Raw genomic sequence first — 24717 nt, forward strand, 5'->3', positions numbered from 1 at the left:
GATAGCCGGATCAGGTCACGTCGCCGTAGTCGCCTTCGCCTTTGCCCCCGAAACCATGCATGTAAAGCGCCCATTGCAGTCCTATGGTCGCCCCTTTGAGGGGCTGCAACAGCATGAGCGACAAAATGATCGTCAGCGGCCCCCAGATCGCCATATGCGCCCAAAGCGGCAGATTGGTCGTGGCTTCGACGCCCATGAACGCGCCGACAACGATATGCCCGACAATCAGGATCGTCAGATAGGCCGGAAGATCGTCGGCGCGCTGTTCGGTATAATCCTCAGCGCATACGGAGCACTTGGCGACCGGCTTGACAAAGGCGCGGAAAAGCCGGCCTTCACCGCAATGCGGACAGCGGCAGCGGAAACCGCGCCACATGGCTTCGCCAAGCGGACGCTTGGGGTGCGCTTTACTGCTGGCTTCGCCACCGAAAACCTGAATGTTCTGCGCGGAATTGGCCTCAAGCGTGCTCATTACCGACCTCTCTTCTTGTGACGCGGGATGCCCGAGGGCTTGCCCTTTCGTCCGCGCATCGTCCGGGTTGCCTTGTGATGCGAGCGCGTCGACATCGGCAGGGGATGCGGTTCCGATACCATCTCAAAACGAAGCGCGCCCGCAACGGGGAGCGCCTCGACCAGCCTGACCGTGACCGTATCACCGAGGCGGAAGCCTTTTCCGCTTCGTTCTCCGGCAATCGCATGGTTGGCTTCGTCATATAAATAGTATTCATGACCCAAAGTTGAAATGGGCACCAGCCCATCCGCGCCATATGTCGCAAGGTTCACGAAAAGACCGGCCCGGGTAACACCGGTCACGCGGCCCTCATACTCGTTACCGAGATGCGAAGCGAGGAAATGGGCGATCAACCGGTCCACGGTTTCGCGCTCGGCCAGCATGGCGCGGCGCTCGGTGGAGGAGATCAGCGCGGAGATTTCCTCAAGGCGCGCTTCCTCGTCTGTGGTGATGCCATCCTTGCCAAGCCCGAGCGCCTTGATCAGCGCACGATGCACGATCAGATCGGCATAACGGCGGATCGGCGAGGTGAAATGCGCGTAGCGGCGCAGATGCAGCCCGAAATGTCCGATATTTTCGGGGCTGTAAATAGCCTGGCTTTGCGTGCGCAGCACGACCTGATTGACCAGTTCCTGATGATCGGTGTCTTCGACCGCCGACAGAATACGGTTGAACTGCGATGGCTGCAGCGGCCCGCCCTTGGCGAGGTTGAGGTCAAGCGTGCGCAGGAATTCGCGCAGGCTTTCCTGCTTGGCCAAAGCAGGCTCATCGTGCACGCGGAAGATCAGCGGCTGGCGATGTCCTTCCAGCGTTTCAGCTGCTGCGACATTGGCCTGAATCATGAATTCTTCGATGAGCTTGTGGGCGTCGAGACGCTCCGGCACGATCACCTTGTCCACCTTGCCATCCGGCGTCAGCAGGATTTTCTTTTCAGGCAGATCGAGTTCCAGCGGCTCGCGTGCATCGCGACCGCGCTTCAACACCGCATAAGCAGCCCAAAGTGGCTTCAATACGCTATTGAGGATAGGCGCTGTCTTGTCGTCCGTCGCGCCGTCGATGGCAGCTTGAGCTTGTCCATAGGCAAGTTTGGCGGCAGAGCGCATCATGATGCGGTGGAACTTGTGCGATTTCTTTCTGCCGTCAGCGGCAAAGACCATCCGCACAGCCAAGGCCGGGCGGTCTTCCAACTCGCGCAGCGAACAGAGATTGTTCGATATGCGCTCCGGCAGCATCGGCACAACGCGATCCGGGAAGTAGACCGAGTTGCCACGCTTCAAGGCTTCGCGATCCAGCGCCGAACCGGGGCGAATATAAGCCGCCACGTCTGCAATCGCCACGATGACAATCTGGCCGCCGGGGTTTTCCGGGTCGCTATCCGGCTCCGCATAGACGGCGTCGTCGTGATCCTTGGCGTCCGCGGGATCGATGGTGAGAAGCGGTATATCGCGCCAGTCTTCCCGACCGTCCATCGTGGCGGGTTTGGCGTCTTCGGATTCGCGGATCACTTCATCCGGGAAAACATGCGGGATTTCATGTTCATGGATAGCGATCATCGACAGCGCCTTTTCGCTATCGATGGAACCCACCACCTGCCGAACCTTGCCGCGCGGCAATCCCTGACGGCGCGACGAGATCAACTCGACTTCCACCAGATCGCCGCTTCCGGCGTTTTCCAGTTGAGCGGGGTCAAGCTGCACTTCGGCCTGCTTGCGATCCACAGGCTCCAGCCGCCATTCGCCATTGTCGAGCTTGCGTACAACACCCAGAACTGCGTCGCTGCGGTGTTCCAGCCGCTTCATCACGCGGGCGGTATAATCCGGGCCGTCGCGGTCTTCATTGCGGAAAATCTTTGCGAGAACCCGGTCGCCGACACCGACAGCAGGGCCGCCTTCGGATGCCTTGTTGAGCCGTGTACGGCGCACCAGCACCACAGGGGGCTTGCCATAGGCCGCTTCGTCCCATTCGGCTGGACGGGCAAGCAGCCCGCCATCCTCGTCGCGTCCCGTTACATCCAGTACGGTGACGCTTGGCAGCGAGCCGGGACGTGAAAGCTTGCGCGCGCGCTTTTCGACAAGGCCCTCCTCGGCCAGCTCGCGCAACAGGTCTTTCAGATAGACCCGTGCGTCGCCCTTGATGTTGAATGCCTTGGCAAGCTCGCGCTTTCCAGCGCGATCAGGATTTTCCTCGATATACTTGAGGACTTCCTCACGCGTTGGCAGAAAGGCATGCGGATCACCCGGATGCGCCTCCGATTTCGCCTGTGCTGCACGCCGTTCGCTCCGTGCGGATCGACCGGAATCGGGTTTGGGAAAACGACGTGCCAATTGTTACTCCTCTGCCGCTGCGGCCTTCTTAGCCTTGGATGGGGCTTTTGCCTTTGCGGGAGCTTTCTTTGCTGCCGGCTTCTTGGCTGCGGCTTTCTTTTCCGTGCTGGCCGCGGATTTGCGGGCCGGGGCTTTCTTGCCCTTGGTCGAGCCAGCCTTTTCGGTGATCAGCGCCAGCGCTTCTTCCAGCGTAACACCGGCCGGGTCCTTGCCCTTCGGCAAAGTCGCATTGACCTTACCCCAGTTCACATAAGGACCATAGCGTCCGTCACGTACGGTGATGGAACCACCATCCGGATGATCACCAAGCGTTGCCAGTGCTGCCGGGGTAGAACGACCGCGACCGCCCTTGGACTGCTTGTCCGCAAGCACCGAAACGGCGCGATTGAGACCAACCGAGAAGACTTCCTCGGCATTTTCCAGATTGGCGAATGTGCCGTCATGGCTGACATAAGGCCCATAACGACCGATACCCGCCGAAATCATCTTGCCGGTTTCCGGGTGCTGTCCGACATCACGCGGGAGCGACAGCAAGGCCACAGCCTTTTCGTGGTCCACGGTCTCCAGCGTCCAGCCCTTTGGCAGACTGGCGCGCTTGGCTTCCTTGCCTTCGCCGCGCTGGATATAGGGACCGAAACGACCGGTCCGCGCGGTGATTTCCTCACCCGTGAACGGATCTTTGCCGAGCGACTTCGGCTCGTCAGCTGCTGCGGCCTCGCCATTGGCTTCGCCGCCGAGCTGACGGGGAAATTTGCACTCCGGATAGTTGGAGCAACCAACAAAAGCGCCATACTTGCCGAGTTTCAGCGACAAGGTGCCGGTGCCGCAGGTCGGGCACGACCGCGGATCGCTGCCGTCTTCGCGGGCAGGGAAAGCCAGCGGAGCCAGTTCTTCATTCAGCGCATCGAGAACATTGGTAACGCGCAGTTCCTTGATGTCATCGACAGAGCCGGAGAAATCGCGCCAGAAATCACGCAGCACGTCTTTCCACGACAGCTTGCCGTCGGAAATAAGATCGAGCTTTTCTTCAAGGCTCGCCGTGAAGTCATATTCGACATAGCGGTCGAAGAAGCTTTCAAGGAAAGCCGTGACCAGACGGCCCTTCGGCTCCGGTATCAGCTTGCGTTTGTCCATGCTGATATATTCGCGGTCGCGCAGGGTGGCGAGCGTGGCCGCATAGGTCGAAGGACGGCCGATGCCCAGTTCTTCCATCTTCTTGATCAGCGAGGCTTCCGAATAACGCGGCGGCGGTTCGGTCGAGTGCTGGGTGGCATCGATCTTCTCGCGTGCCAGCGCTTCGCCGGAACGGATTTCCGGCAGCTTTGCACTGTCTTCGTCGTCATCCTCTTCCTCGCGATGATCCATATAGGCTGCAAGGAAGCCGTCGAACTTTGTCACCGAGCCATTGGCGCGCAGCATCGCCGAACGCGAACCATTGACGGCTTCAATATCCGCCGTGGTGCGCTCGATATCGGCGGCCTGCATCTGGCTGGCGATCGCGCGCTTCCAGATCAGCTCATAAAGCCGCGCCTGATCTTCATCGAGATAACGGCGCACTTCCTTCGGGTGCCGCGAAAAGTCAGTCGGACGAATGGCTTCGTGCGCTTCCTGCGCGTTCTTCGCCTTGCTGGAATAATAGCGCGGCTTTTCGGGCACATATTTCGCACCGAATGTCTCGCCAATAGCCTGACGCGCAGCGGTGATCGCTTCCGGCGCCATCTGCACACCGTCGGTACGCATATAGGTGATGAGACCGGCAGTCTCGCCACCAATATCCACGCCTTCATAAAGGCGCTGCGCCACCTGCATGGTGCGCGATGCCGAGAAACCGAGCTGGCCGGAAGCGGCCTGCTGCAAGGTCGAGGTCGTGAAAGGTGGTCCCGGATTGCGCTTGGTCGGCTTGGCTTCGACCGAAATGGCCTTGAAGCTTGCACCTTCCAGCATGGTGCGGATGCCGGTTGCCTGTTCGCCATTCTTGATGTCGAGCTTGCCGAGCTTCTTGCCGTCCACGGCCGTCAGGCGGGCCGTAAAGCTGTCATTGCGCGGCGTCTTCAAAAGAGCGGCAATATTCCAGTATTCTTCGCGAATGAACCGCTCGATTTCCGACTCGCGGTCGGCGACGAGGCGCAGTGCCACCGATTGCACGCGGCCAGCCGAACGGGCGCCCGGCAGCTTGCGCCACAGAACCGGCGAGAGCGTGAAACCGAAGAGATAGTCGAGGGCACGGCGCGCAAGATAGGCATCGACCAGGGGCTCGTCGATATCGCGCGGATTGGCGATGGCGTCGAGAACGGCCTTCTTGGTGATGGCGTTGAACGCCACGCGCTTGACCGTCTTGCCCTTCAGTGCCTTTTTCTGATTGAGCACTTCCAGCACGTGCCAGGAAATGGCTTCACCTTCGCGATCCGGATCGGTTGCGAGAATGAGGCCGTCGCTGTCTTTCAGCGCCTTGACGATATCTGACAGCCGCTTGGATGAATTGCCATCCACTTCCCACGACATGGCAAAATCTTCGTCAGGCCGCACCGAGCCATCCTTGGCTGGCAAGTCTCGCACGTGACCAAACGACGCCAGAACCTTATAGTTCGAGCCCAGATACTTATTGATAGTTTTCGCCTTCGCAGGCGATTCGACAACCACGACGTTCATTTAAAACAGCCCAGATTCGCGCCCCGCAGAGGCGTTTTGCCTCCCAACCGCGTCACAATAGTTGCCTTCCACATGAACAGAGGGCGGCGTTTGGTCAAGAGCAGGAGACAAAAAATCGCCAAATACAACTATAAATAGTGATTGCTAGATATGTAACTTTTGGTAGATTTGCAGCCAAATATGGTCGGAGCGTTCATAATTTGCATGGTGATTTTCTAATAAAGCTACTTGCTTATTTGTTGGGGGCAGCATGAAGCAACGTCGTGAGGATAATCCTGAAACACTCATATATATAGAACAGATGCTGGGCGAGTTGGGGAAACTGGCAAAGAAGACAGACAACGCCTTATTGGCTTACATGATTCAAATGGCTTCGGAAGAGGCGAAGGATCTGATTGAAGGGAAGAGAAATCATTAAGAGCCTGTTCCAAAAGTCGCCCTATGTGGCTGCAAATGGCAATTTTCTGCATTCCGGTGCTCACGTACCAATAGTACGCTCCGCTCCGGTACTCGAAAATCACCATTTTCGCACACACATGCCGCCTTTTTGATTCAGGCTCTAAGTCCATCGAACGTGTTATAGATCATCTTTCGGGGAGAAGGGCGATCTGGTTGCCCGGATAGCGCACGAGGCGTCCTGCCAGATCGAGTTCCAGCAGAATAAGCTGGACCTGACTGGCGCCGATGCCGGTGTGGCGGACAAGGCTGTCAATATCGACAGGGCTTGGACCGAGAACGTCGACGATACGGTAACGCTCCTCATCCGTCATAAGTGCTGGCAGTTCATCCAGAGGTTCTTCGAGTTGATGGAGACCGGCGGCCTGTGGAGTTTCCGTGCCAAAAAGGTCTTGCGGTCGCAAGATCGGATTGAGCGCCTCAATGACGTCGGCAACGCCTGTCACTAGTGTTGCGCCTTGTTTCAGGAGCGCATTGGTGCCGCGGGCGCGTGGGTCGAGCGGTGAGCCGGGCACGGCAAAAACCGTGCGGCCCATTTCACCAGCCATGCGGGCGCTGATCAGCGAACCGGAGCGTTCCGCGGCTTCCACGACAATGAGGCCGAGCGAAAGCCCAGCAATGATGCGATTACGGCGCGGAAAATCGCGGGATCGCGGTTCCGCGCCCATGGGCATTTCGGTTATCAAAGCGCCGTCATGCTGGGGGATTGCCCGATAGAGCGGCAGATTTTCAGGAGGGTAGGGGCGATCCAGCCCTCCAGCCAGCACGGCGACCGTGCCGCTTGTCATGCTGGCCTTGTGTGCTGCGGCATCGATGCCGCGCGCGAGACCCGAAATCACGGCAAAGCCTGCATCGCCCAGATCACGCGCCAGCTTTTCAGTAAAGCGCGCACCCACAACGGAAGCATTGCGCGAGCCGACAATGGCAACAGGCGGTTTCCGGAACACGTTTTCGCTGCCCTTGATGATCACCAAAGGCGGCGGCGCTTCGCAGTTTTTTAGTTGCTGCGGATAATCCGGTTCCCCCATGCCGACGAGGCGCGCTCCATGGCGCTCAATTGCCTCCAGCTCTCGCTCGGCATCTTCCATCGGCGTAATGCGAAGCGGTCTGGTGCTGCCGCCCCGAATATTGAGATCGGGCAGCCGTTCCAGCGCGTTGGCGGCAGAGCCGCAAAACAGGATAAGGTCGCGAAAAGTAACCGCACCGATATTGTCGGTGCGAATAAGGCGCAGCCAGTTCAATCTCTGGCGATCTGAGAGGCGAATTCCGGTTTTTGAATTCGCGCCCTCCATCACCCCTTGGCTCCAATCCGGCTTTCGGTGCCGTTCAAAAGCCGCTTTATATTGGCGTGATGCTTGAAGAAGATGATCACTGTCAGCACAGCGAACAGGCCCGCAATTGCATGGTCGCCTTTGAAATAAAGGCTGATCGGCACGATGACGCTGGCAATAAGGGCGGACAGCGACGAATAGCGCGTGACGATCGCGGTCACGATCCAGACAGCGGCGAAGATCAATGCGCCGGGCCATGCCAGGCTGATCAGAATGCCGAGATAGGTGGCAACGCCCTTGCCGCCCTTGAAGCCGATCCACACCGGAAAGAGATGGCCGATAAACGCACCGAAACCAGCGGCAATCGCGGCTGCCTCCCCATAGCGCCATGCGATCAACACCGCAAAGGTGCCCTTCAGCGCATCGAGAATAAGTGTTGCGGCGGCGAGCTTCTTATTGCCGGTACGCAACACATTGGTCGCGCCGATATTTCCGGAGCCGATGGAACGCACATCGCCAAGCCCCGCCAGTCGGGTCAGGATCAGCCCGAAAGGAATGGAGCCCAGGAGATAGCCGAAAATAAGTGTCGCAACGAGCGCGAGATTAAAGAAACCGGTTTCGGCCATATAGATTCCCTCTGGCTTTTATTGTCATCCGTGGCCCCGAAGAGAACTCCGTTCGGGGCCCGGATTCTTATGCCAAATAAACGGTCTTGCCGGCGACTATAGTGCGGACCACGCGACCCTGGAAGCGGGCGCTTTCAAAACAGCTGTTCTTTGAGCGCGAATGCAGGTCTTCCTCCCGCACGATCCACGGCTCGTCCAGATCGACGATGGCAAGATCAGCCGAAGCGCCGGGCTTGAGCGTGCCTGCATCCAGACCGAAAATCTTAGCCGGGGCGGTAGACAGCACTTCGACCAGACGCAACAGCGGAATGCTGTCATTGTGATAGAGGCGAAGGGCCGCGCCGAGAAGCGTTTCCAGACCGATGGCGCCAGCTTCTGCATCCGCAAAAGGCAGGCGCTTGGTGTCTACGTCCTGCGGATCATGCGCGGAGACGACGATATCGATCGTGCCGTTCTTGACCGCCTCGACCATGGCAAGCCGATCCTGTTCGCTGCGCAGCGGCGGCGAAAGACGGAAGAAGGTGCGGAACTCGCCAATGTCGTTCTCATTGAGCGACAGATGATTGATCGACACACCAGCCGTCACCTTTGCGCCGAGATCCTTGGCGCGGCGCATGGCGTCCGCCGACATGGCGCAGGAAAGCTGCGCTGCGTGATAATTGCTGTTGGTCAGCGCGGCGAGGCGCAGATCGCGCTCCAGCGGGATGACCTCGGCTTCGCGCGGGCTTCCGGAAAGGCCGAGCCAGCTTGCGAACAGGCCCTCATTCATCACGCCATTAGCGCCGAGATAGGGATCACGCGTTTCGCAGGCGATGACCGCGTTGAAATCACGCGCATAAGTCAGCGCGCGGCGCATCAGCTGCGTATTGGCAATTGTCTGGCGACCTTCGGTGAAGGCAACAGCGCCAGCATCGCGCAGCAGACCGATTTCGGTCATTTCTTCGCCGTGCAAGCCTTTGGTGATGGCCGCAGCCGGATGCACATTGACGATGGCGGTATCGCGAGCGGTCCGCTTGACGAATTCCACCAGCGCCACATCGTCGATGACCGGATCCGTATCCGGCATCATGATGATCGAGGTGACGCCACCGGCGGCGGCAGCGCGGCTGGCCGATGCAATGGTCTCGCGATGCTCTGCGCCGGGCTCGCCGATAAATACCCGCGAGTCCACCAGACCCGGCAGAACGGCTTTGCCGTCCAGATCGATGATTTCCGCGCCTTCCGGTGCGCCCTGATTGCGGGCATCTGCCCCGGCGGCAACAATCTTGCCGTCTAGAATAAGCACACTGCCGGTTTCATCGAGACCGCGTGACGGATCAATGATGCGCGCATTTTCAAACAGAACCGCGCTCATGCTGCTTCTCCATTATTGGGATTACGGCGCGGATCGAGCAGGGCTTCCATAACGGCCATGCGCACGGCGACGCCCATTTCCACCTGCTGCTGAATGACGCTTTGTGGGCCATCGGCGACATCGGAAGCAATTTCAACGCCGCGGTTCATCGGGCCTGGATGCATCACAAGTGCATCAGGCTTTGCATATTTCAGCTTTTCCTTGTCGAGGCCGTAGAAGCGGAAATATTCACGCACCGAAGGCACGAAGGACCCGGCCATGCGTTCGCGTTGCAAGCGCAGCATCATGACCACATCAGCATCTTTCAGGCCTTCTTCCATCGAGTTGAAGACTTCGACACTCATATCCGCCATGCCGGAAGGCAGAAGTGTGGATGGCGCGACGACACGAACGCGCGCGCCGAGAGCATTGAGAAGCAGAATGTTGGAGCGCGCCACGCGGGAGTGGAGCACGTCGCCGCAAATGGCGACAATCAGGTTTTCGATCTGGCCCTTGGCGCGACGGATCGTCAGCGCATCGAGCAGAGCCTGTGTGGGATGTTCATGCGCGCCGTCGCCCGCATTGACGACCGAGCATCCGACCTTCTGGGCGAGCAGGGCGGCGGCACCGGCAGAGGCGTGACGGATGACCAGAATATCCGGTTGCATCGCGTTCAGTGTCATCGCCGTATCGATGAGCGTTTCGCCCTTCTTGACCGACGAATTGCCGACTGACATGTTCATCACATCGGCACCGAGCCGTTTACCAGCCAGTTCGAACGAAGACTGCGTTCGCGTCGATGCTTCGAAGAAAAGATTGATTTGCGTGCGACCGCGCAGCACGGACTTTTTCTTCTCTGGTTGCCGGGATACGGCGATTTCCTGATCGGCTAGATCGAGGAGGCAGAGAATGTCCAGGGGCGATAGCCCCTTGATGCCAAGCAGGTGGCGGTGAGGGAAAAGCGGAGAGACCGGTTCTTTTATCATGGCAAGTCACCCGTATAGGACCATGCGGCGGGTTCCGCAACCGTCCTTAGTGTCTAATCCAAAAGTCACCATGCCGGTCTGCAAATGGCAATTTCTGCGCTTCCGGTGCTCGCGTACTTTAATGTACGCTGCGCTCCGGTTCTCGAAATCACCATTTTCGCCACGGCCTGCCGCTTTTTTAATTCAGACACTTATAACGGCACACGCCGATTCCCCAAGAAAAACCTGTGCCGTTCGGGCGACAAATTCGGGAATGCATGGCAAATTTTTAGCAAATGCGGTGCAAGACGGTTAAGTTGAACAAAACGAACACACGGAATGAGCTTTTGAAAACGCACGAAGTCACCAACCAGACGCCGCCCATGACGGGCACGAATGCATATCTGGGCGATCCGCTTCTGATGCAGATTGCGGCTCGTTTTCCAAAAGAGCTTCACAATGAGCTGGAACAGACAGGGCGTTTCGTGCAGTCGGCGGAAGCGCAGGATCTGGCGCGGCTCGCCAATACGGAACTGCCAAAGCTGCGCACCCATGACCGGCAGGGCAATCGGATCGATCTTGTCGAATATCACCCGGCCTATCATGCGCTGATGCGCCGTTCCATTGCGCATGGCCTGCATTGCTCGATCTGGGAGGACAATCCGGCAGAAACCGGCCGCCGTCATCAGGCCCGCGCCGCACGCTTTTATCTGACCGCACAGCTTGAGGCAGGGCATCTTTGCCCGCTGACCATGACAAGCGCCTCGCTTGCGGCAGTCATGGGCGCGCCGGAAATTTATAAGGAATGGTCGGCTGGGGTCCTGTCGCGCAAATACGACTTTTCGCAAAAGCCCGCGCTGAGCAAAAACGGCGTCACGCTCGGTATGGGCATGACGGAAAAGCAGGGCGGCACGGATGTGCGCACCAACACCACCCGCGCGACAGTCAATGAAGATGGCACTTATACGATCACCGGGCATAAATGGTTCATGTCCGCGCCGATGTCGGATGCGTTTCTGGTTTTGGCGCAGGTCGATGAGCAGCTTTCCTGCTTTCTTGTTCCGCGCCTCACTTCGGAAGGCAAAGGCAACGGCTTTGCCTTCCAGCGTCTCAAGGACAAGCTCGGCAACAAGTCCAATGCTTCGTCGGAAGTCGAGTTTGACGGCGCTATCGGTTACCTGATCGGCAATCCGGGCGAGGGCGTTAAAACCATCATGGACATGGTCACGCTGACGCGGCTCGATTGTGCCGTTGCATCGGCAGGCCTGATGCGTTCCGGTCTGGCTGAAGCCGTGCACCATTGCCGCCATCGCGAGGTCTTCGGCAAGCCGCTGATCGAACAGCCTTTGATGAGCCGCGTTCTGGCCGATATGGCGCTGGACGTCGCCGGAGCTACTGCTCTTTCCATGCGTCTTGCCCGCGCTTTCGATATGGCGGCAGGTGATCGCGCCGAAGCCGCTTTCGCCCGCTGCATGACCCCTGTGGTCAAATATTGGGTATGCAAGATCGCGCCTGCAGTGCTCTATGAAGCCATGGAGTGCCTTGGCGGCAATGGCTATATCGAAGAGGGCAATCTGGCGCGCGCCTATCGCGAAGCACCGGTCAATGCGATCTGGGAAGGCTCCGGCAATGTCATGGCGCTGGACGTGGCGCGTGTTCTGTCGCGTGCGCCCGGTCTGTTTGACGAAGTGCTGGAATGGATCGGCGGTCAGCTTGGCCCGCGCGGGCAGGGTACTATCGATGTTCTGCGCGCTGCCTTGCAGCTGACGGAGACCGATCAGGGCGTTGCGCGACTTCTGACGGAGCAGCTTGCCTATGCAGCCGCGGCTGCAGAGTTGCGCCAGCTTGGCGCAGACGATATCGCCGACGCTTTCATCGAAACGCGCCTTGGCGGCCAATGGCGCAGCACCTATGGCATGCTCGATGCGCGCCATGATGCAATGCGCATTCTCGACCAGCTTTATCCGGCGTCATAATCATCGTCTGCTTCCGACCGCCTGATCAGATGCAGGCGGTCGAGCGCGCCTTGGAGAATGAAAGCGGCAGCAGCCGAATCGATACGTTCGGCCCGCTTGCCGCGGGAAACATCCATGCCGATCAGCGCGCGTTCGGCGGCAACGGTGGATAGCCGTTCATCCCAGAACACGAAAGGCAGGTCGGTGAGCGGCTGCATAGTCCGCACGAAAGCGCGCGTCGCCTGAACACGGGGGCCAGAGGTGCCGTCCATGTTCATTGGCAAGCCGATCACGATCACGCCGACCTTATCCGCCTCCAGCGCTTTCAAAAGCGCTTGCGCATCCAGCGTGAATTTAACGCGCTTGATGACGGGACGCGGATTGGCAAAGGAAAACCCCAGGTCAGAAACGGCAAGCCCAATGGTCTTGGTGCCAAGGTCCAGTCCGGCAATCGTTTGACCGGGCTTCAGCAGGGCCGGGATTTCCTCGATTTCAACGACAGCCATAAGTCCTCATCGGAATTTGAAGGGTCTTCATATTGCTTTCAACTTTATCGGCGTCATATCTGTTCTCAACCCGGAAATCGAGATCGAAGGAGAATCTTCATGAAACTGACCTGGCTCGGCCACGCCGCCTTCCGCATTGAAACCGCACAAGCGGTCATCCTCATCGATCCGTTCCTGAACGGCAATCCCGGTGCAAAAGGCATCGATTTCAAGGAAGCGACCAAGGGCGTCACCCACATCGCACTGACCCACGGCCACGGCGATCACATCGGCGACACCGTTGCCATCGCCAAGGAACACGGCGCAACCGTCATCGCCAACGCTGACCTCGCAGCATGGCTTGGCAGTCAGGGCGTGGAAAAGCTCGACGCGGGCAATACCGGCGGCACGCAGGCGCATGACGGCTTCACGGTCACCTTTGTCAATGCACTGCATTCTTCGGCCTTTCTAACCGAAAACGGTGTTTCGCAGGCGCTTGGCAATCCGAACGGTCTGGTGCTCCACTTCCAGGACGACGCGACGCTTTATCATATGGGCGATACGGATATTTTCTCCGACATGGCGCTCATCAACGAGCTGCACCAGCCTGAAATCGGCATCGTGCCGATTGGTGACCGCTTCACCATGGGCGGCGCGGTGGCGGCTCTGGCCTGCCAGCGTTACTTCAACTTCAAGACCGTGCTGCCATGCCATTACGGCTCGTTCCCGATCATCGACCAGACTGCGGACAAGTTCGTGGCCGGCATGGCCGATCACCCGGTCACGAAGGTTGTGGCCGACCCGGCGGGAACGGTTCACACGTTCTGAGTAGGATTTGGCGCGCAAGAAATGTTGCGCTTCAACAATCGCCCCGTTATAGCCGTAGCAAAGAACCTTCAGGGTGGCGGTTCGCCGCCCTGATCCAGCATTTGCGGAGAACAGAATGTCCGTCGATATTTCCACCGTCAAACGCGTCGCGCATCTCGCGCGCATCGCCGTCAGCGAAGACGATGCCGAACGCATGACCGGTGAACTCAATGCAATTCTGGGCTTTGTCGAGCAATTGAACGAAGTCAATGTGGACGGTGTAGAGCCGATGACCTCGGTAACGCCGATGAAGATGCGTCTTCGCGATGACAAGGTCACCGATGGCGGCATCGCCGACGCGGTGGTTGCCAATGCGCCGGTCACGGAAGACAATTTCTTCGTCGTTCCGAAGGTCGTGGAGTAAGCCATGGCCGTTCGGGTTTCGATCGAGACCCCGTTGCACGACGATGTGCGCGAGCTGGTGGAGCACCTGAACGCGCATATGTTGCCGCTGTCACCACTGGAATTCCAGTTCAAGATGACGGTCGAGCAGATGGCGGAGCCGGACACGACGGTTTTCGTGGCGCGCGATGAGACGGGCAGGGCTGTCGGTTGCGGCGCTTTGAAGATGCACGAAGACGGCACCGGTGAACTCAAGCGCATGTTCACCCGTCCGGAGGTGCGCGGCCAACGTGTGGGGTCCGCTCTCGTCGATGCGATTGTCGGGCTGGCCCATGCGAAAAATGTTTCGCGCCTTGTGCTTGAAACCGGAACAGGTCCCGGTTTTGCCGGTGCCTGGCGGCTTTATGAGAATTCGGGTTTTACGCGCTGCGGTGTGGTTCTGGATTATCCGGACTCCGAATACAGCGCCTTTTTTGAAAAGCGTCTCTCCAAGGCGCACTGACAGGATTTGACGATGAGCGAACTGACCGCACTGACCATTGCCGAAGCGCGCGACAAGCTGAAGGCCAAGGCCATCACCGCGACCGAGCTGACCGATGCCTATCTTGCCGCTATCGACGCCGCCAATGAAGCCATCAATGCCTATGTGGCGGTTACGCATGATCAGGCGCGCTCCATGGCCAAGGCTTCGGATGAACGCATCGCCAAGGGCCAAGCGGGGACGCTCGAAGGCATTCCGCTCGGCGTGAAAGACCTGTTCGCGACCAAGGGCGTGCATACGCAGGCTTGCTCGCACATTCTCGACGGTTTCAAGCCGGAATATGAATCGACCGTGACTGCCAATCTGTGGGCCGATGGCGCGGTCATGCTGGGCAAGCTTAACATGGACGAATTCGCCATGGGCTCGTCCAACGAAACCTCCTATTACGGCGCGGTCAAGAACCCATGGCGCGCCAAGGGCTCCAATGCCGATCTCGTGCCCGGCGGTTCGTCCGGCGGTTCGGCTGCTGCTGTCGCCGCCCAACTTTGCGCCGGTGCCACCGCAACCGATACGGGCGGCTCCATCCGCCAGCCTGCCGCCTTCACCGGCACGGTCGGTATCAAGCCGACCTATGGCCGCGTGTCGCGTTGGGGCACGGTTGCTTTCGCCTCGTCGCTCGATCAGGCTGGCCCGATTGCCCGTGACGTGCGCGATGCCGCTATTCTGCTGAAGTCCATGGCTTCGCTCGACCTAAAGGACACCACCTCGGTCGATCTGCCGGTGCCCGATTATGAAGCAGCCATCGGCAAGTCGCTGAAGGGCATCAAGATCGGCATTCCGCGGGAATATCGCGTCGATGGCATGCCGGGCGAAATCGAAGAACTTTGGCAGAAGGGCATTCAGTATCTGAAGGATGCAGGTGCGGAAATCGTCGATATTTCGCTGCCGCATACGAAATATGCGCTGCCTGCCTATTACATCGTCGCACCGGCAGAAGCTTCGTCAAACCTCGCGCGCTATGACGGCGTGCGCTATGGCCTGCGCGTGCCCGGCAAGGACATTGCCGATATGTATGAGCAGACCCGCGCAGCTGGTTTCGGCAAGGAAGTGAAGCGCCGCATCGTGATCGGCACCTATGTGCTGTCTGCTGGCTATTATGACGCCTATTATCTGCGCGCTCAGAAGGTTCGCACGCTGATCAAGAAGGATTTCGAGGACGTTTTCGCCAAGGGCGTGCACGCAATTCTCACGCCTGCGACGCCGTCGGCAGCTTTCGGCCTTGCGGACGAAGACCTCGCCAACGATCCGGTCAAGATGTACCTCAACGACATCTTCACCGTGACGGTAAACATGGCCGGTCTTCCGGGCATTGCAGTGCCTGCTGGTATCAACGGGCAGGGCTTGCCACTTGGCCTTCAGCTGATCGGTCGCCCGTTCGAGGAAGAAACGCTGTTCCAGACAGCCCATGCCATCGAGCAGGCGGCCGGGCGCTTTACCCCGGCCAAATGGTGGTAAAAGTTGACGTTCTTATTCGCCGGGGCTCCCCCGGCGAATTTGTTTTTATAGCCGAGCTTGCGGTCAGGGCATGGGAAATTCCGGCCAAAAGCGCGCCGCTAAGCGATCAGCGTCGCGCAGAGCTGGAATCGAATTTTCTTCGCTATCTGCATGAGAATGCCGATGGCGTTCTTGTAGCAGAAGCAAACGGGAAAATTCTCGGCTGGGGCGCTCGCGTTCCCGGTAGCAACTATATCGCTGATCTCTGGATCGATCCGCCCTATCACGGACAGGGCATCGGCGGAGGTATACTCGATGCGCTGATGGCGCAAATTCTGCTGGATGGCTTCGATTCAGCAACGATCGGCACGCATGCCGATAATCTCCCGGCCATTGGTCTTTATGAGAAAATGGGCTTCCGCATCGAGTGGCGGGGCGAAGAAGATTCCGTCAGCATGGGGCGCGTCGTTGAAAAAGTGCGAATGCGCGCAACGCTTTAAACCATCCTCGGTTGCCGAACAGGCCCGCGCGCCTATCCTTCTAAAGAGAACCAGATTTTAGAGGAGGAGGGCTATCATGTGGATCATGCTGACGGATGTGAGCGGCGAAAAACTCGCAATCAACTTCAACCACGTTCTATCCTACAATGCCTATGGCACCGGCACGCGTATTCTGACGATGAGTGCCGATCAGACTTTCTTTGTCAAAGAATCACTGGAGGATATCGAGTCGCGACTGGGTATCGACGCGAAAGCATAAACATCAGTCTTTTCAAATCATTGGAATATCAGGCTCAGATATGAAAAGAGCGGCGGCTGGCCGGAACCAGCGTGCCGCTCTATCCGTGTTGAGCGTCGTCTAGATGTCGAGTTCTTCCACGAAGGCGGCGCGATCCGTGATAAAGCGGAAGCGGGCTTCAGGCTTGGTTCCCATCAGCTCATCGACGGTATTGCGGGTTTCATCGACATAATCTTCATCCACCTGCACCCGCAGCAATGTGCGCTTCTTCGGGTCCATCGTGGTTTCCTTCAACTGCTCGGCGCGCATTTCACCAAGACCTTTGAAGCGACCGATTTCCACCTTGCCGCGTCCGGTAAACATGGTGCGCAACAATTCGTCCTTATGGGCGTCGTCACGCGCATAGGCGGTCTTGCCGCCCTGACTCAGACGGTAAAGGGGCGGCACGGCCAGATAAAGATGGCCGTTGCGGATCAGTTCTGGCATTTCCTGATAGAAGAAAGTGATCAAAAGCGATGCGATATGCGCCCCGTCCACGTCAGCATCCGTCATGATGATCACGCGGTCATAGCGCAGATCGTCTTCGCGATAATTCTTCCGCGTGCCGCTGCCAAGCGCCTGAATAAGATCGGCAATTTGCTGGTTGGCGGTCAGCTTCTCACGGCCTGCACTGGCGACGTTGAGAATCTTGCCGCGCAGCGGCAGGATCGCCTGCGTGGCGCGGTTACGCGCCTGCTTGGCCGAACCGCCTGCCGAGTCACCCTCGACGATGAACAGCTCGGCACCCGCTGCCGCATTCTGCGTGCAATCGGCCAGCTTGCCGGGCAGGCGCAGTTTGCGTGTCGCACTCTTGCGGACTGTTTCCTTTTCCTGTCGACGGCGCAGGCGTTCTTCCGCCCGGTCCACCACCCAGTCGAGCAGGCGCGAAGCTTCCTGCGGCGAGGCTGCCAGCCAATGGTCAAACGGATCGCGGATCGCATTTTCCACGATGCGCTGCGCTTCCACCGTCGCCAGCTTGTCCTTGGTCTGGCCAACGAATTCCGGCTCGCGGATGAACACCGACAACATGCCCGCCGCCGAAACCATCACGTCATCCGTCGTGATGATCGAAGCACGCTTGTTATTGGTCAGCTCCGCATAGGCCTTGAGACCGCGCGTCAGCGCAATGCGCAGACCGGCCTCATGCGTGCCGCCGTCGGCGGTCGGAATCGTATTACAATAGGAATGGACAAAGCCGTCGCCGCCGAACCATGTGACCGCCCATTCAACGGCTCCATGTCCGCCTTGCTTTTCGGTCTTGCCGGCAAAAAGCTCGCGCGTAACCTGATGTTCCTTGCCGAGCGACGCCTGAAGATAATCCTTCAGGCCACCGGGGAAATGGAAAACGGCCTTTTCAGGCGTTTCCTTTTTCGGGTCGAGCAGCGAAGGATCGCAGTTCCAGCGGATTTCAACACCGCCGAACAGATAGGCCTTCGACCGCGCCATACGATAAAGCCGGTGCGGATCGAAATGCGCCGTCTTGCCGAAAATATCCGGGTCCGGATGAAAGCGAACACGCGTGCCACGACGATTGTGCACTTCGCCTGCATCTTCCAGCCCGCCCTGCGGAATACCGCGCGAAAAGCGCTGGCGATAGAGGCGACGATTGCGCGCGACTTCCACTTCCAGCACGTCGGACAGCGCGTTGACCACCGAGACACCGACGCCGTGCAGGCCGCCCGATGTTTCATAGGCCTTGCCGTCGAACTTGCCGCCCGCATGGAGCTTGGTCATGATGACTTCGAGTGTCGACTTTCCCGGCACCTGTGGGTGCTCCTCAACCGGAATGCCGCGCCCGTTATCCGAAACGGTGATGAAACCTTCAGCATCAAGGCTGACTTCAATGAAGTTTGCGTGGCCTGCAACCGCTTCGTCCATCGAGTTATCGATGACTTCCGCGAACAGGTGATGCAGCGCCTTTTCATCGGTGCCGCCGATATACATGCCGGGGCGCAGGCGCACCGGCTCCAGTCCCTCGAGAACGCGGATGGACGAGGCGTTGTAATCATCGCCGCCGGATGAAACCGGCGGGGCCTTGGTCGCAACCGGTTTTGCGGCCTGGGAAGCAGGTGCAGAAGGCAACGGCGTTGCCACAGGCGGCGCGACGGGTTGGGGCGCGGCGCTCTTTTCACTACGCCGTTCCACCTGCCGTTCAACTTGCCTCTCTCGAGCATTGTTCACCACTCTTGAAAAGAGATCGTTGCTGTCGTCCATCTTTGCCCGATAATCTCTCTGTCAGAATTTCAGGAAGGACCATGCGGCTTGCTGCCCCGGCATGGACCGCAAATATACTGTCTGCGAATCACCCGAATGATGCCATGCGCAGCCATGAAAGGCGAATGAAGTTCGCCTTACGTTCCAGTTTCGCACGGCTTTATCAAAGGTTTTCGTGTGATGTTGGGTCGGTCTGCACTAGAAACAAGGCGAAAGTCAAACAAGCGGTCGTTCATTCGATAAATATGATGGAAACGGGGCCGTTGTTGGCCTACAGCGGACAAACGAGCATTTAGAAGAAATTGTGAGCGGGAAATGCAGGGCAGCGCGGCAGGCGGCGTGGAAGCGCATGTAAAAGGCATGGCCATTATGGTCGTCTCGGTGCTGATGCTGCCGCTGATGGACGCCATCGGCAAATGGCTGGCCATGATGGACAACATGCCTCCGGCTACCGTCACATTCATGCGTTTTTTCGTGCAAAGCGGACTCATGTTTGTCATTCTGCTGGTGGCGGGCGGTGGTGTTGCAGCCCTTCGCACCCAGCATTTGACGGGCAATCTTATACGCGGTGTGCTGATGGGCTTCGGCGGCCTGTGCTTCTTCACAGCGGTCAAATATATGCCGCTGGCAGACGCCATGGCTGTTTTCTTCGCGGAGCCGCTCATCCTCACGCTGCTTTCGGCGATCTTCCTCAAGGAGAAAGTCGGCTGGCGGCGTTTCAGCGCGGTCGGCATCGGCCTCATCGGGACGATGATCGTCATCCAGCCAAGCTTCGAGATTTTCGGCGCAGTCTCGCTGCTGCCGCTGGCGACGGCAGTGACATTCGCGATCTATCTGATCCTGAACCGCAAACTCGGCGCGAAGGAAAGCCCGCTCGTCATGCAGTTATATGCCGGTATCGGCGGATGGATGTTTGCAGGCTTTGCGATGCTCATCGGCCCGTCCATGGGATTTGCAGATCTGAGCTTCGGCTTACCCAATGGTTTCCAGCCCTGGCTGCTCTTGCTGCTTCTGGGCAGTATCGGCACGGTCAGTCACCTTATGGTCGTGCACGCCTTCAAACTGGCGCCAGCCTCGATGCTGGCCCCGTTTCAATATCTGGAAATCGTGAATGCCGTTCTGGTCGGGCTGATCGTCTTCGGCGATTTTCCAACGCCGTCCAAATGGTTCGGCATCGCGATTATCATCGGCTCAGGCTTCTATGTCTTCATGCGCGAGCGCAAGCTGAAGGTCGAAGCCTGACGCTTATTTTATCACGCGTGGGCCGAATACATTCTCAAAGGCTTTGCCAAGCGCCACGTCCATGTCGCCCAAGGTCACCGGCAAGCCAAGATCGACAAGGCTGGTGACGCCGTGTTCGGAAATGCCGCACGGCACGATGCCGCCATAATGGCCGAGATCAGGCTCGACATTGATGGCGATGCCGTGAAAGCTGACCCAGCGGCGCAGACGAATGCCGATAGCGGCGATCTTGTCCTCGCACATATCGCCATTGGCAAGGCGCGGCTTTTCAGGGCGCATCACCCACACGCCAACGCGATCTTCGCGACGCTCGCCCTTGACGTTGAATTCGGCGAGGCTTTCAATGATCCATTGTTCCAATGCCGCCACGAAAGCGCGCACATCTTCGCGCCGGCGCTTCAAATCCAGCATCACATAGGCCACACGCTGGCCGGGGCCGTGATAGGTATATTCGCCGCCGCGGCCAGTGTTGAACACCGGCAAACTGTCCGGCGTCAGTAAATCTTCCGCCCGCGCGCTCGTGCCCGCCGTATAAAGGGGAGGGTGCTCTACCAGCCAGACAAGTTCATTCGCCGTGCCTTCACGAATGGCCTGCACCCGCGCCTCCATGAAGGCAAGCGCTTCCTCGTAATCGGTAAGCCCCTCTGCCACGAGCCATTCCACCGGCGGCGCATCGGCGTCCACAGGCAGAAACTGCACGTTGAGCGCGTCTCGTTGCGGCTTGGAGGAATTATCCATAAGTGAGGCAGAATTGGTCATGATGGCAGCATATGGCGGTTTTCAGCGCCCGTTTCCAGATGTCAAAATGCCTCTGCTCTTCACTGAACCGCGAGCGGCACTTCCGTTTCGCAGCGATTGCGGCCAGCCTGCTTGGCCCGATAGAGCGCCTGATCAGCGGCATCGACCAGATGCGTATAGTCTGGATGGCCGTTGAAAGTCGCAATGCCGATGGAAAGTGTCACCGTATCCAGTGTACCATTTGTCAGGTTGAACTTCTGCTGCTGCACCAGCTCGCGCAGCTCTTCACCGATCGCAAAGGCTCTGTGTTCATCGGTTTCGACAAGCGCGACGAGAAATTCTTCGCCACCATAGCGGAAGACAAAATCTCCCGGGCGGCAATGGGCCAGAATCGTTTCCGCGACCTGCTGCAGTATGGCGTCGCCACCACTATGGCCATGCGTGTCGTTGATCCGTTTGAAGTGGTCGATATCAACCATCAGAATGCTGAGATCGAGTCCTTTCTGCGAGGCCATGCGGATTTCGCGCGTCAGAATGGGCGGCAGGAAACGGCGATTCAGCGCACGCGTCAGCGGGTCGCGGCCGGTCTCCATCGTTGCCGCCGCCTGAAACAGTTCCGCCAGCAGAAACTTTGCTTCGCCGATTCGGGTCTGGAACTCGGTCATGATCGCCGCAAGTCCGGCGGCGTCACTTTTGCGGGCAGAAGTCAGGGCGGGCAGCAACTCGTAATCTATCTGATTGACGGTCTGACGCAGGCGCTCAAGCGTTGTCGAACCCGAGAACAGCATGTCGGCCTTGTGCTGCAGCCAAAGACCGAAATCTGAGCTCCCAAGCGAGAGGAGGGGGCTGTCGCTGTTGCCATAAAGATTGAACAGCAGGGACTGGCTCCACTCCATCAGCGCCGCGCGCTGCGATTCCCGTTCCAGCGGAATGTCGTGGCTCAGCGTGAAGGCGCGATAAGCTTCGTCGGTCTGGGCGCTTTTACGGGCGTCTTTCACAAAGGCCTGGCTCATGATCTCGATAGCGATATCGACCGCATTGCTGACATGCACGATCAGTCGCGCCAGCGCATTACGCTCCAGAACGCTGTTCTTCAACTGGCGGATGATCTCATTCTTCAGCAGCCGCGCGCCTTGCATGACGACGTGGATCGGCACTTGAATGCGGGCGTGAACCTCGCCGATCTTGCGTTGTTCCTGTACGAAAGCAGCCACATCCGTCGGGCGGCTCACCAAAAGATGCACAAGCCAGTCACGCAGCGAATGTTGCAGGCGGTCGTGAACGATGGTCTGGGAAAGAAAGGCTGCCGCTTCACGGTTTTGCATGAGACGGCTGTAGAAGATTTCCACGAAATCCTGCTTGTGCCGCTCGACCAGATCCGACAGCAGCATAGACTGTTCCTCGGGCAGATGCGAGACCAGCTCCACCCATTCCTCTTCCGTCGCACCAAGACCCGTTTGAGATCCCCACCGCGTTGCATCGTTCAACAAGGCTGCACCACCCATATCCAAAATCCCGCAAAGTGCTGCCTAGTCCAGCAACCATCCTGAACCGAACAAAGACCAGGTTAAAATGGGAGCAAGATTCTGCAGCTTTCTTCAGGTTCTATAAGGTGTGCCGGGCGGAACTCAATGCCTATGTCGTCGCTGCGCGAATCTACTTGCAGATGGTGCCGGTGGGGGAATTTAAAGGCAACCTGAGGCGGGAAAAGCCACGATAGCATCATTTTCATGCCCTCGACTGGTTGATTTAATTTTTTCATATTTCATGGTAATTTACTGAAATATAAGAGGTAATTTGCTTTCATTTTAAAATCTGATAGTATTGCCGAGCATATTCAGCGTGCATTCATGTGGGAGACTTCATGATGCGTGCACCTGAAAAGGAGAAGCATAATGAAGAGCAACTTCACACGTTTTTCGTCTGGCAAGGCACTCTTGGCCGGAACGATTGGCGCGACATTTTTGATCGGCGCAATCGCACCCGCATCGGCTGCGCCGATGATGCCTTCGGCACCGGCTGCGGCCAACGAAAACATCCAGCAGGTCCGTGACCATCGCTGGAGAGGCCACGGGGGACACTGGAACGGATACCGTCCGGGACCGCGTCCAGGCTGGCACGGCGGCGGTTATCGTCCGGGTCCGGGCTATTGGAACGGCCATCGCGGCTATAACTCCTCCCGCCACGGTTATCGCCGTCACAGCGACGGCTGGTGGTATCCGCTGGCGGCCTTCGGTGCGGGCGCAATCATCGGCGGGGCTATCGCCGCTCCCCCGCCTCCACCTCCGCCGGTCTACCGCGCGCCTGTTTATAACAGCAGCGCGCATATCCAGTGGTGCTATGACCGCTATCGGTCTTACCGGAGCTCGGACAATACGTTCCAACCTTATAACGGACCGCGTCAGCAGTGTTACTCACCGTATCGCTGATAGATTCGGCCTGAATGAGCACAAAGCCGCTTTGAAGGGCGGCTTTTCTTTTGCAAAAAGGGACTGAAAACCATCAGCTTGCGCTGATTGATACCCCGCTCATTTCTCTATGGCGCTGGATTACGTGCAGTTGACAGGATTTTTTGAATTTATGTTGGAGAAACCTGATTTTATGGTGTTGACCATTCGAAAACTCGCCCTTATGTTCCGCCGCACTTCCAGGGACGATTTGTTCCTCAGGGAGCGCGTAGCTCAGCCGGTAGAGCAACTGACTTTTAATCAGTAGGTCCAGGGTTCGAATCCCTGCGCGCTCACCAAAATCAATCACTTAGCACCTGTTTTTTATCGCCCATTTTACAGCCTAGACGATTTTTTACGTCTCGATGCTAAATCGTTCCCTTTCTGATCGCTTCATGTTGGTTTCCACGTAGAAATGAGCCGGTACAGGCCTCGCTCTTCGTATCCGCTTCCAGCCAGAGGGCAGCCGGTATCAGGGCGCGATTCGTAATATGATCGGCCTGCTGTCCAGCGAGAATATCGAAGCATTCGCTGCGCTGGTTGGCTCCGCAGGAATGGTACCGATCTTTACCGGCGTCGGCACGATGGATTTGGCCGATCCGGCTACCTTCGGCATTCGGGACCCGAACGGGCAGTCTTGGCAAGCTGGCGGCGCTGACCTTGGCGGCGAACCAAATTCTAAATACGGATGGGTCTGGAAATCTCACTCAATCGGATATCACGGCAGCGGCGCTTGCTCTGCTGGCTCTTGCTGGTGCTGCGGATAAATTTCCCTACTTCACAGAAACAAATACGGCGGCTCTCGCTGACCTTACTTCGCAAGCCCGTACAATGCTTGCGAGCACAACGCCCGCTGTCCCTTCGCTGGGATATACCCCAATCGATTACGCTGGCGATACGAGCTTAACCGGAACTTTTAAGACGAGTGGAAGGTTTTACGTCGGCAGTATTCTGCCTGTATCTACGCCTGAAACTGGCACCCCAGCAATTCAGGGGCAGGCGGTCGCTGGGTCACATTCCGCTGCAATGTTCTTTTATGATAATGCTAGCATGTATGTGGTGGGGCTTTACAAGAGCGGGTATGGCCTATCAGGCGGCATTCGCGGCGATGGCGCAAACGGGGTGCAATTCCTCACGTCATCCGACTATCGATTGAAATACGATGTCGAGCCGTTGGTGACATTTAGCATTGGCCAGACCGATTTTCGAAGAGCTAGGCCCTGCCTTGCTGCGCGTTATGGCGTTCCGCCCAGTACGTCACAAATGAATTGGCGGTGAAGGCGAGTTTGTGCATGGCTTCGTCGCTCATGAACTTCAGCAGTCCGCCCCGCATGCGGTTTCGGGAGTGAAGGATGAGACTGCTATCGTTGGCGTTGCCAAAGACAAAGACAAAGACAAAGACAAAGACGGCAATATCGTCGCTGAAAACATCATGGAAGCGCAATGTCCTAAAGGCGCGACGTGGACCGAGACAGGCGTCACAGCAGACCTTACAGCAGCGGTACAGGAAAAATGGCGACTGATCTGTTTGGCGAGGAGC

Annotated in this window: 22 protein-coding genes and 1 tRNA gene; 12 read left to right on the plus strand and 11 right to left on the minus strand. The window is 58.0% G+C overall.

Annotated elements, in window-relative coordinates; translation table 11 throughout:
• Window positions 1–10 precede the first annotated feature (10 nt).
• Genes JAU75_RS21790 through topA form a run of 3 tightly spaced genes read right to left on the minus strand, consistent with a single transcriptional unit; the run spans window position 11 to window position 5484 of the window.
• On the minus strand, window positions 11–472 hold the full coding sequence (locus JAU75_RS21790) for a DUF983 domain-containing protein (protein ID WP_199058586.1): 462 nt from the start codon (window positions 470–472) through the stop codon (window positions 11–13).
• Window positions 472–2835 carry a ribonuclease R gene (gene rnr, locus JAU75_RS21795; protein WP_199058587.1) on the minus strand — a complete coding sequence of 788 codons (2364 nt, stop codon included), beginning with the start codon at window positions 2833–2835 and terminating at the stop codon, window positions 472–474. Before rnr ends, JAU75_RS21790 begins: the two co-directional genes overlap by 1 nt.
• A gap of 3 nt (window positions 2836–2838) precedes the next feature.
• The gene (topA, locus tag JAU75_RS21800) at window positions 2839–5484 is read right to left on the minus strand and encodes a type I DNA topoisomerase (RefSeq protein WP_199058588.1); all 2646 of its coding nucleotides are present in this window, start codon (window positions 5482–5484) and stop codon (window positions 2839–2841) included.
• A gap of 250 nt (window positions 5485–5734) precedes the next feature.
• Between topA and JAU75_RS21805 the strand changes: the two genes are divergently transcribed.
• Complete coding sequence (locus JAU75_RS21805; protein WP_199058589.1) at window positions 5735–5902, plus strand: hypothetical protein; 168 nt, start codon at window positions 5735–5737, stop codon at window positions 5900–5902.
• 166 nt (window positions 5903–6068) lie between these two features.
• Here JAU75_RS21805 and dprA read toward each other — a convergent pair whose 3' ends face one another.
• The 4 genes from dprA to JAU75_RS21825 form a co-directional block, all read right to left on the minus strand.
• Complete coding sequence (dprA, locus tag JAU75_RS21810) at window positions 6069–7235, minus strand: DNA-processing protein DprA (RefSeq protein WP_199058590.1); 1167 nt, start codon at window positions 7233–7235, stop codon at window positions 6069–6071.
• The gene (plsY, locus tag JAU75_RS21815) at window positions 7232–7837 is read right to left on the minus strand and encodes a glycerol-3-phosphate 1-O-acyltransferase PlsY (RefSeq protein ID WP_199058591.1); all 606 of its coding nucleotides are present in this window, start codon (window positions 7835–7837) and stop codon (window positions 7232–7234) included. The genes dprA and plsY overlap by 4 nt, the downstream gene beginning before the upstream one ends.
• A 67-nt stretch (window positions 7838–7904) precedes the next feature.
• Window positions 7905–9191, minus strand: a complete 1287-nt coding sequence (locus JAU75_RS21820; RefSeq protein WP_199058592.1) for a dihydroorotase — start codon at window positions 9189–9191, stop codon at window positions 7905–7907.
• Window positions 9188–10156: an aspartate carbamoyltransferase catalytic subunit gene (locus JAU75_RS21825; protein WP_199058593.1), complete on the minus strand. Its 969-nt coding sequence runs from the start codon at window positions 10154–10156 to the stop codon at window positions 9188–9190. The genes JAU75_RS21820 and JAU75_RS21825 overlap by 4 nt, the downstream gene beginning before the upstream one ends.
• A gap of 326 nt (window positions 10157–10482) precedes the next feature.
• Here JAU75_RS21825 and JAU75_RS21830 point away from each other — a divergent pair, with 326 nt between their 5' ends.
• Window positions 10483–12111 (plus strand): acyl-CoA dehydrogenase family protein, encoded by a 1629-nt coding sequence (locus JAU75_RS21830; RefSeq protein ID WP_199058594.1) that lies wholly within the window; start codon window positions 10483–10485, stop codon window positions 12109–12111.
• Here JAU75_RS21830 and ruvX read toward each other — a convergent pair.
• The gene (gene ruvX, locus JAU75_RS21835) at window positions 12096–12596 is read right to left on the minus strand and encodes a Holliday junction resolvase RuvX (RefSeq protein ID WP_199058595.1); all 501 of its coding nucleotides are present in this window, start codon (window positions 12594–12596) and stop codon (window positions 12096–12098) included. The two genes, JAU75_RS21830 and ruvX, sit on opposite strands and share 16 nt — an antisense overlap.
• Window positions 12597–12695: 99 nt before the next feature.
• On the opposite strand from ruvX, the gene JAU75_RS21840 reads away from it, so the two are divergent.
• The 6 genes from JAU75_RS21840 (at window position 12696) to JAU75_RS21865 (ending at window position 16518) form a co-directional block, all read left to right on the plus strand.
• Entirely contained in the window at window positions 12696–13403 is a 708-nt protein-coding gene (locus JAU75_RS21840) for a metal-dependent hydrolase (RefSeq protein ID WP_199058596.1), read from the plus strand.
• A 115-nt stretch (window positions 13404–13518) separates the two neighbouring features.
• Window positions 13519–13806: an Asp-tRNA(Asn)/Glu-tRNA(Gln) amidotransferase subunit GatC gene (gatC, locus tag JAU75_RS21845; protein ID WP_199058597.1), complete on the plus strand. Its 288-nt coding sequence runs from the start codon at window positions 13519–13521 to the stop codon at window positions 13804–13806.
• 3 nt (window positions 13807–13809) lie between these two features.
• Window positions 13810–14286, plus strand: a complete 477-nt coding sequence (locus JAU75_RS21850) for a GNAT family N-acetyltransferase (RefSeq protein WP_199058598.1) — start codon at window positions 13810–13812, stop codon at window positions 14284–14286.
• 12 nt (window positions 14287–14298) lie between these two features.
• Window positions 14299–15780, plus strand: a complete 1482-nt coding sequence (gene gatA, locus JAU75_RS21855) for an Asp-tRNA(Asn)/Glu-tRNA(Gln) amidotransferase subunit GatA (RefSeq protein WP_199058599.1) — start codon at window positions 14299–14301, stop codon at window positions 15778–15780.
• On the plus strand, window positions 15771–16259 hold the full coding sequence (locus JAU75_RS21860; RefSeq protein WP_199058600.1) for a GNAT family N-acetyltransferase: 489 nt from the start codon (window positions 15771–15773) through the stop codon (window positions 16257–16259). The genes gatA and JAU75_RS21860 overlap by 10 nt, the downstream gene beginning before the upstream one ends.
• A gap of 76 nt (window positions 16260–16335) precedes the next feature.
• Complete coding sequence (locus JAU75_RS21865) at window positions 16336–16518, plus strand: hypothetical protein (protein ID WP_078336968.1); 183 nt, start codon at window positions 16336–16338, stop codon at window positions 16516–16518.
• Window positions 16519–16617: 99 nt separating this feature from the next.
• On the opposite strand, the gene parE is transcribed toward JAU75_RS21865, so the two are convergent.
• On the minus strand, window positions 16618–18750 hold the full coding sequence (parE, locus tag JAU75_RS21870) for a DNA topoisomerase IV subunit B (protein ID WP_199058601.1): 2133 nt from the start codon (window positions 18748–18750) through the stop codon (window positions 16618–16620).
• 315 nt (window positions 18751–19065) lie between these two features.
• On the opposite strand from parE, the gene JAU75_RS21875 reads away from it, so the two are divergent.
• Entirely contained in the window at window positions 19066–19992 is a 927-nt protein-coding gene (locus tag JAU75_RS21875) for a DMT family transporter (RefSeq protein ID WP_199058602.1), read from the plus strand.
• A gap of 3 nt (window positions 19993–19995) precedes the next feature.
• On the opposite strand, the gene lipB is transcribed toward JAU75_RS21875, so the two are convergent.
• Window positions 19996–20730 carry a lipoyl(octanoyl) transferase LipB gene (lipB, locus tag JAU75_RS21880; protein ID WP_371836229.1) on the minus strand — a complete coding sequence of 245 codons (735 nt, stop codon included), beginning with the start codon at window positions 20728–20730 and terminating at the stop codon, window positions 19996–19998.
• A gap of 80 nt (window positions 20731–20810) precedes the next feature.
• The gene (locus JAU75_RS21885) at window positions 20811–22235 is read right to left on the minus strand and encodes a GGDEF domain-containing protein (RefSeq protein ID WP_199058604.1); all 1425 of its coding nucleotides are present in this window, start codon (window positions 22233–22235) and stop codon (window positions 20811–20813) included.
• A gap of 390 nt (window positions 22236–22625) precedes the next feature.
• Here JAU75_RS21885 and JAU75_RS21890 point away from each other — a divergent pair, with 390 nt between their 5' ends.
• The 3 genes from JAU75_RS21890 (at window position 22626) to JAU75_RS21900 (ending at window position 24455) form a co-directional block, all read left to right on the plus strand.
• On the plus strand, window positions 22626–23159 hold the full coding sequence (locus tag JAU75_RS21890; protein ID WP_199058605.1) for a BA14K family protein: 534 nt from the start codon (window positions 22626–22628) through the stop codon (window positions 23157–23159).
• 241 nt (window positions 23160–23400) lie between these two features.
• Window positions 23401–23476, plus strand: a tRNA-Lys gene (locus JAU75_RS21895).
• Between the two features lie 361 nt (window positions 23477–23837).
• The gene (locus JAU75_RS21900; protein WP_199058606.1) at window positions 23838–24455 is read left to right on the plus strand and encodes a hypothetical protein; all 618 of its coding nucleotides are present in this window, start codon (window positions 23838–23840) and stop codon (window positions 24453–24455) included.
• The last annotated feature ends 262 nt before the right edge of the window (window positions 24456–24717 follow it).

This window comes from Ochrobactrum sp. Q0168 (assembly GCF_016427605.1).
Lineage (GTDB): Bacteria > Pseudomonadota > Alphaproteobacteria > Rhizobiales > Rhizobiaceae > Brucella.

What these genes read in the sequence shown, in the direction of transcription:
- parE (WP_199058601.1), bottom strand. Translation starts at nt 18,750, where the DNA reads ATGGACGACAGCAACGATCTCTTTTCAAGAGTGGTGAACAATGCTCGA.
- JAU75_RS21885 (WP_199058604.1), bottom strand. Translation starts at nt 22,235, where the DNA reads ATGGGTGGTGCAGCCTTGTTGAACGATGCAACGCGGTGGGGATCTCAA.
- lipB (WP_371836229.1), bottom strand. Translation starts at nt 20,730, where the DNA reads ATGGATAATTCCTCCAAGCCGCAACGAGACGCGCTCAACGTGCAGTTT.
- JAU75_RS21865 (WP_078336968.1), top strand. Translation starts at nt 16,336, where the DNA reads ATGTGGATCATGCTGACGGATGTGAGCGGCGAAAAACTCGCAATCAAC.
- JAU75_RS21850 (WP_199058598.1), top strand. Translation starts at nt 13,810, where the DNA reads ATGGCCGTTCGGGTTTCGATCGAGACCCCGTTGCACGACGATGTGCGC.
- plsY (WP_199058591.1), bottom strand. Translation starts at nt 7,837, where the DNA reads ATGGCCGAAACCGGTTTCTTTAATCTCGCGCTCGTTGCGACACTTATT.
- topA (WP_199058588.1), bottom strand. Translation starts at nt 5,484, where the DNA reads ATGAACGTCGTGGTTGTCGAATCGCCTGCGAAGGCGAAAACTATCAAT.
- JAU75_RS21890 (WP_199058605.1), top strand. Translation starts at nt 22,626, where the DNA reads ATGAAGAGCAACTTCACACGTTTTTCGTCTGGCAAGGCACTCTTGGCC.
- JAU75_RS21805 (WP_199058589.1), top strand. Translation starts at nt 5,735, where the DNA reads ATGAAGCAACGTCGTGAGGATAATCCTGAAACACTCATATATATAGAA.
- JAU75_RS21840 (WP_199058596.1), top strand. Translation starts at nt 12,696, where the DNA reads ATGAAACTGACCTGGCTCGGCCACGCCGCCTTCCGCATTGAAACCGCA.
- JAU75_RS21790 (WP_199058586.1), bottom strand. Translation starts at nt 472, where the DNA reads ATGAGCACGCTTGAGGCCAATTCCGCGCAGAACATTCAGGTTTTCGGT.
- gatA (WP_199058599.1), top strand. Translation starts at nt 14,299, where the DNA reads ATGAGCGAACTGACCGCACTGACCATTGCCGAAGCGCGCGACAAGCTG.
- JAU75_RS21860 (WP_199058600.1), top strand. Translation starts at nt 15,771, where the DNA reads ATGGTGGTAAAAGTTGACGTTCTTATTCGCCGGGGCTCCCCCGGCGAA.
- JAU75_RS21825 (WP_199058593.1), bottom strand. Translation starts at nt 10,156, where the DNA reads ATGATAAAAGAACCGGTCTCTCCGCTTTTCCCTCACCGCCACCTGCTT.
- gatC (WP_199058597.1), top strand. Translation starts at nt 13,519, where the DNA reads ATGTCCGTCGATATTTCCACCGTCAAACGCGTCGCGCATCTCGCGCGC.
- ruvX (WP_199058595.1), bottom strand. Translation starts at nt 12,596, where the DNA reads ATGGCTGTCGTTGAAATCGAGGAAATCCCGGCCCTGCTGAAGCCCGGT.
- JAU75_RS21820 (WP_199058592.1), bottom strand. Translation starts at nt 9,191, where the DNA reads ATGAGCGCGGTTCTGTTTGAAAATGCGCGCATCATTGATCCGTCACGC.
- JAU75_RS21875 (WP_199058602.1), top strand. Translation starts at nt 19,066, where the DNA reads ATGCAGGGCAGCGCGGCAGGCGGCGTGGAAGCGCATGTAAAAGGCATG.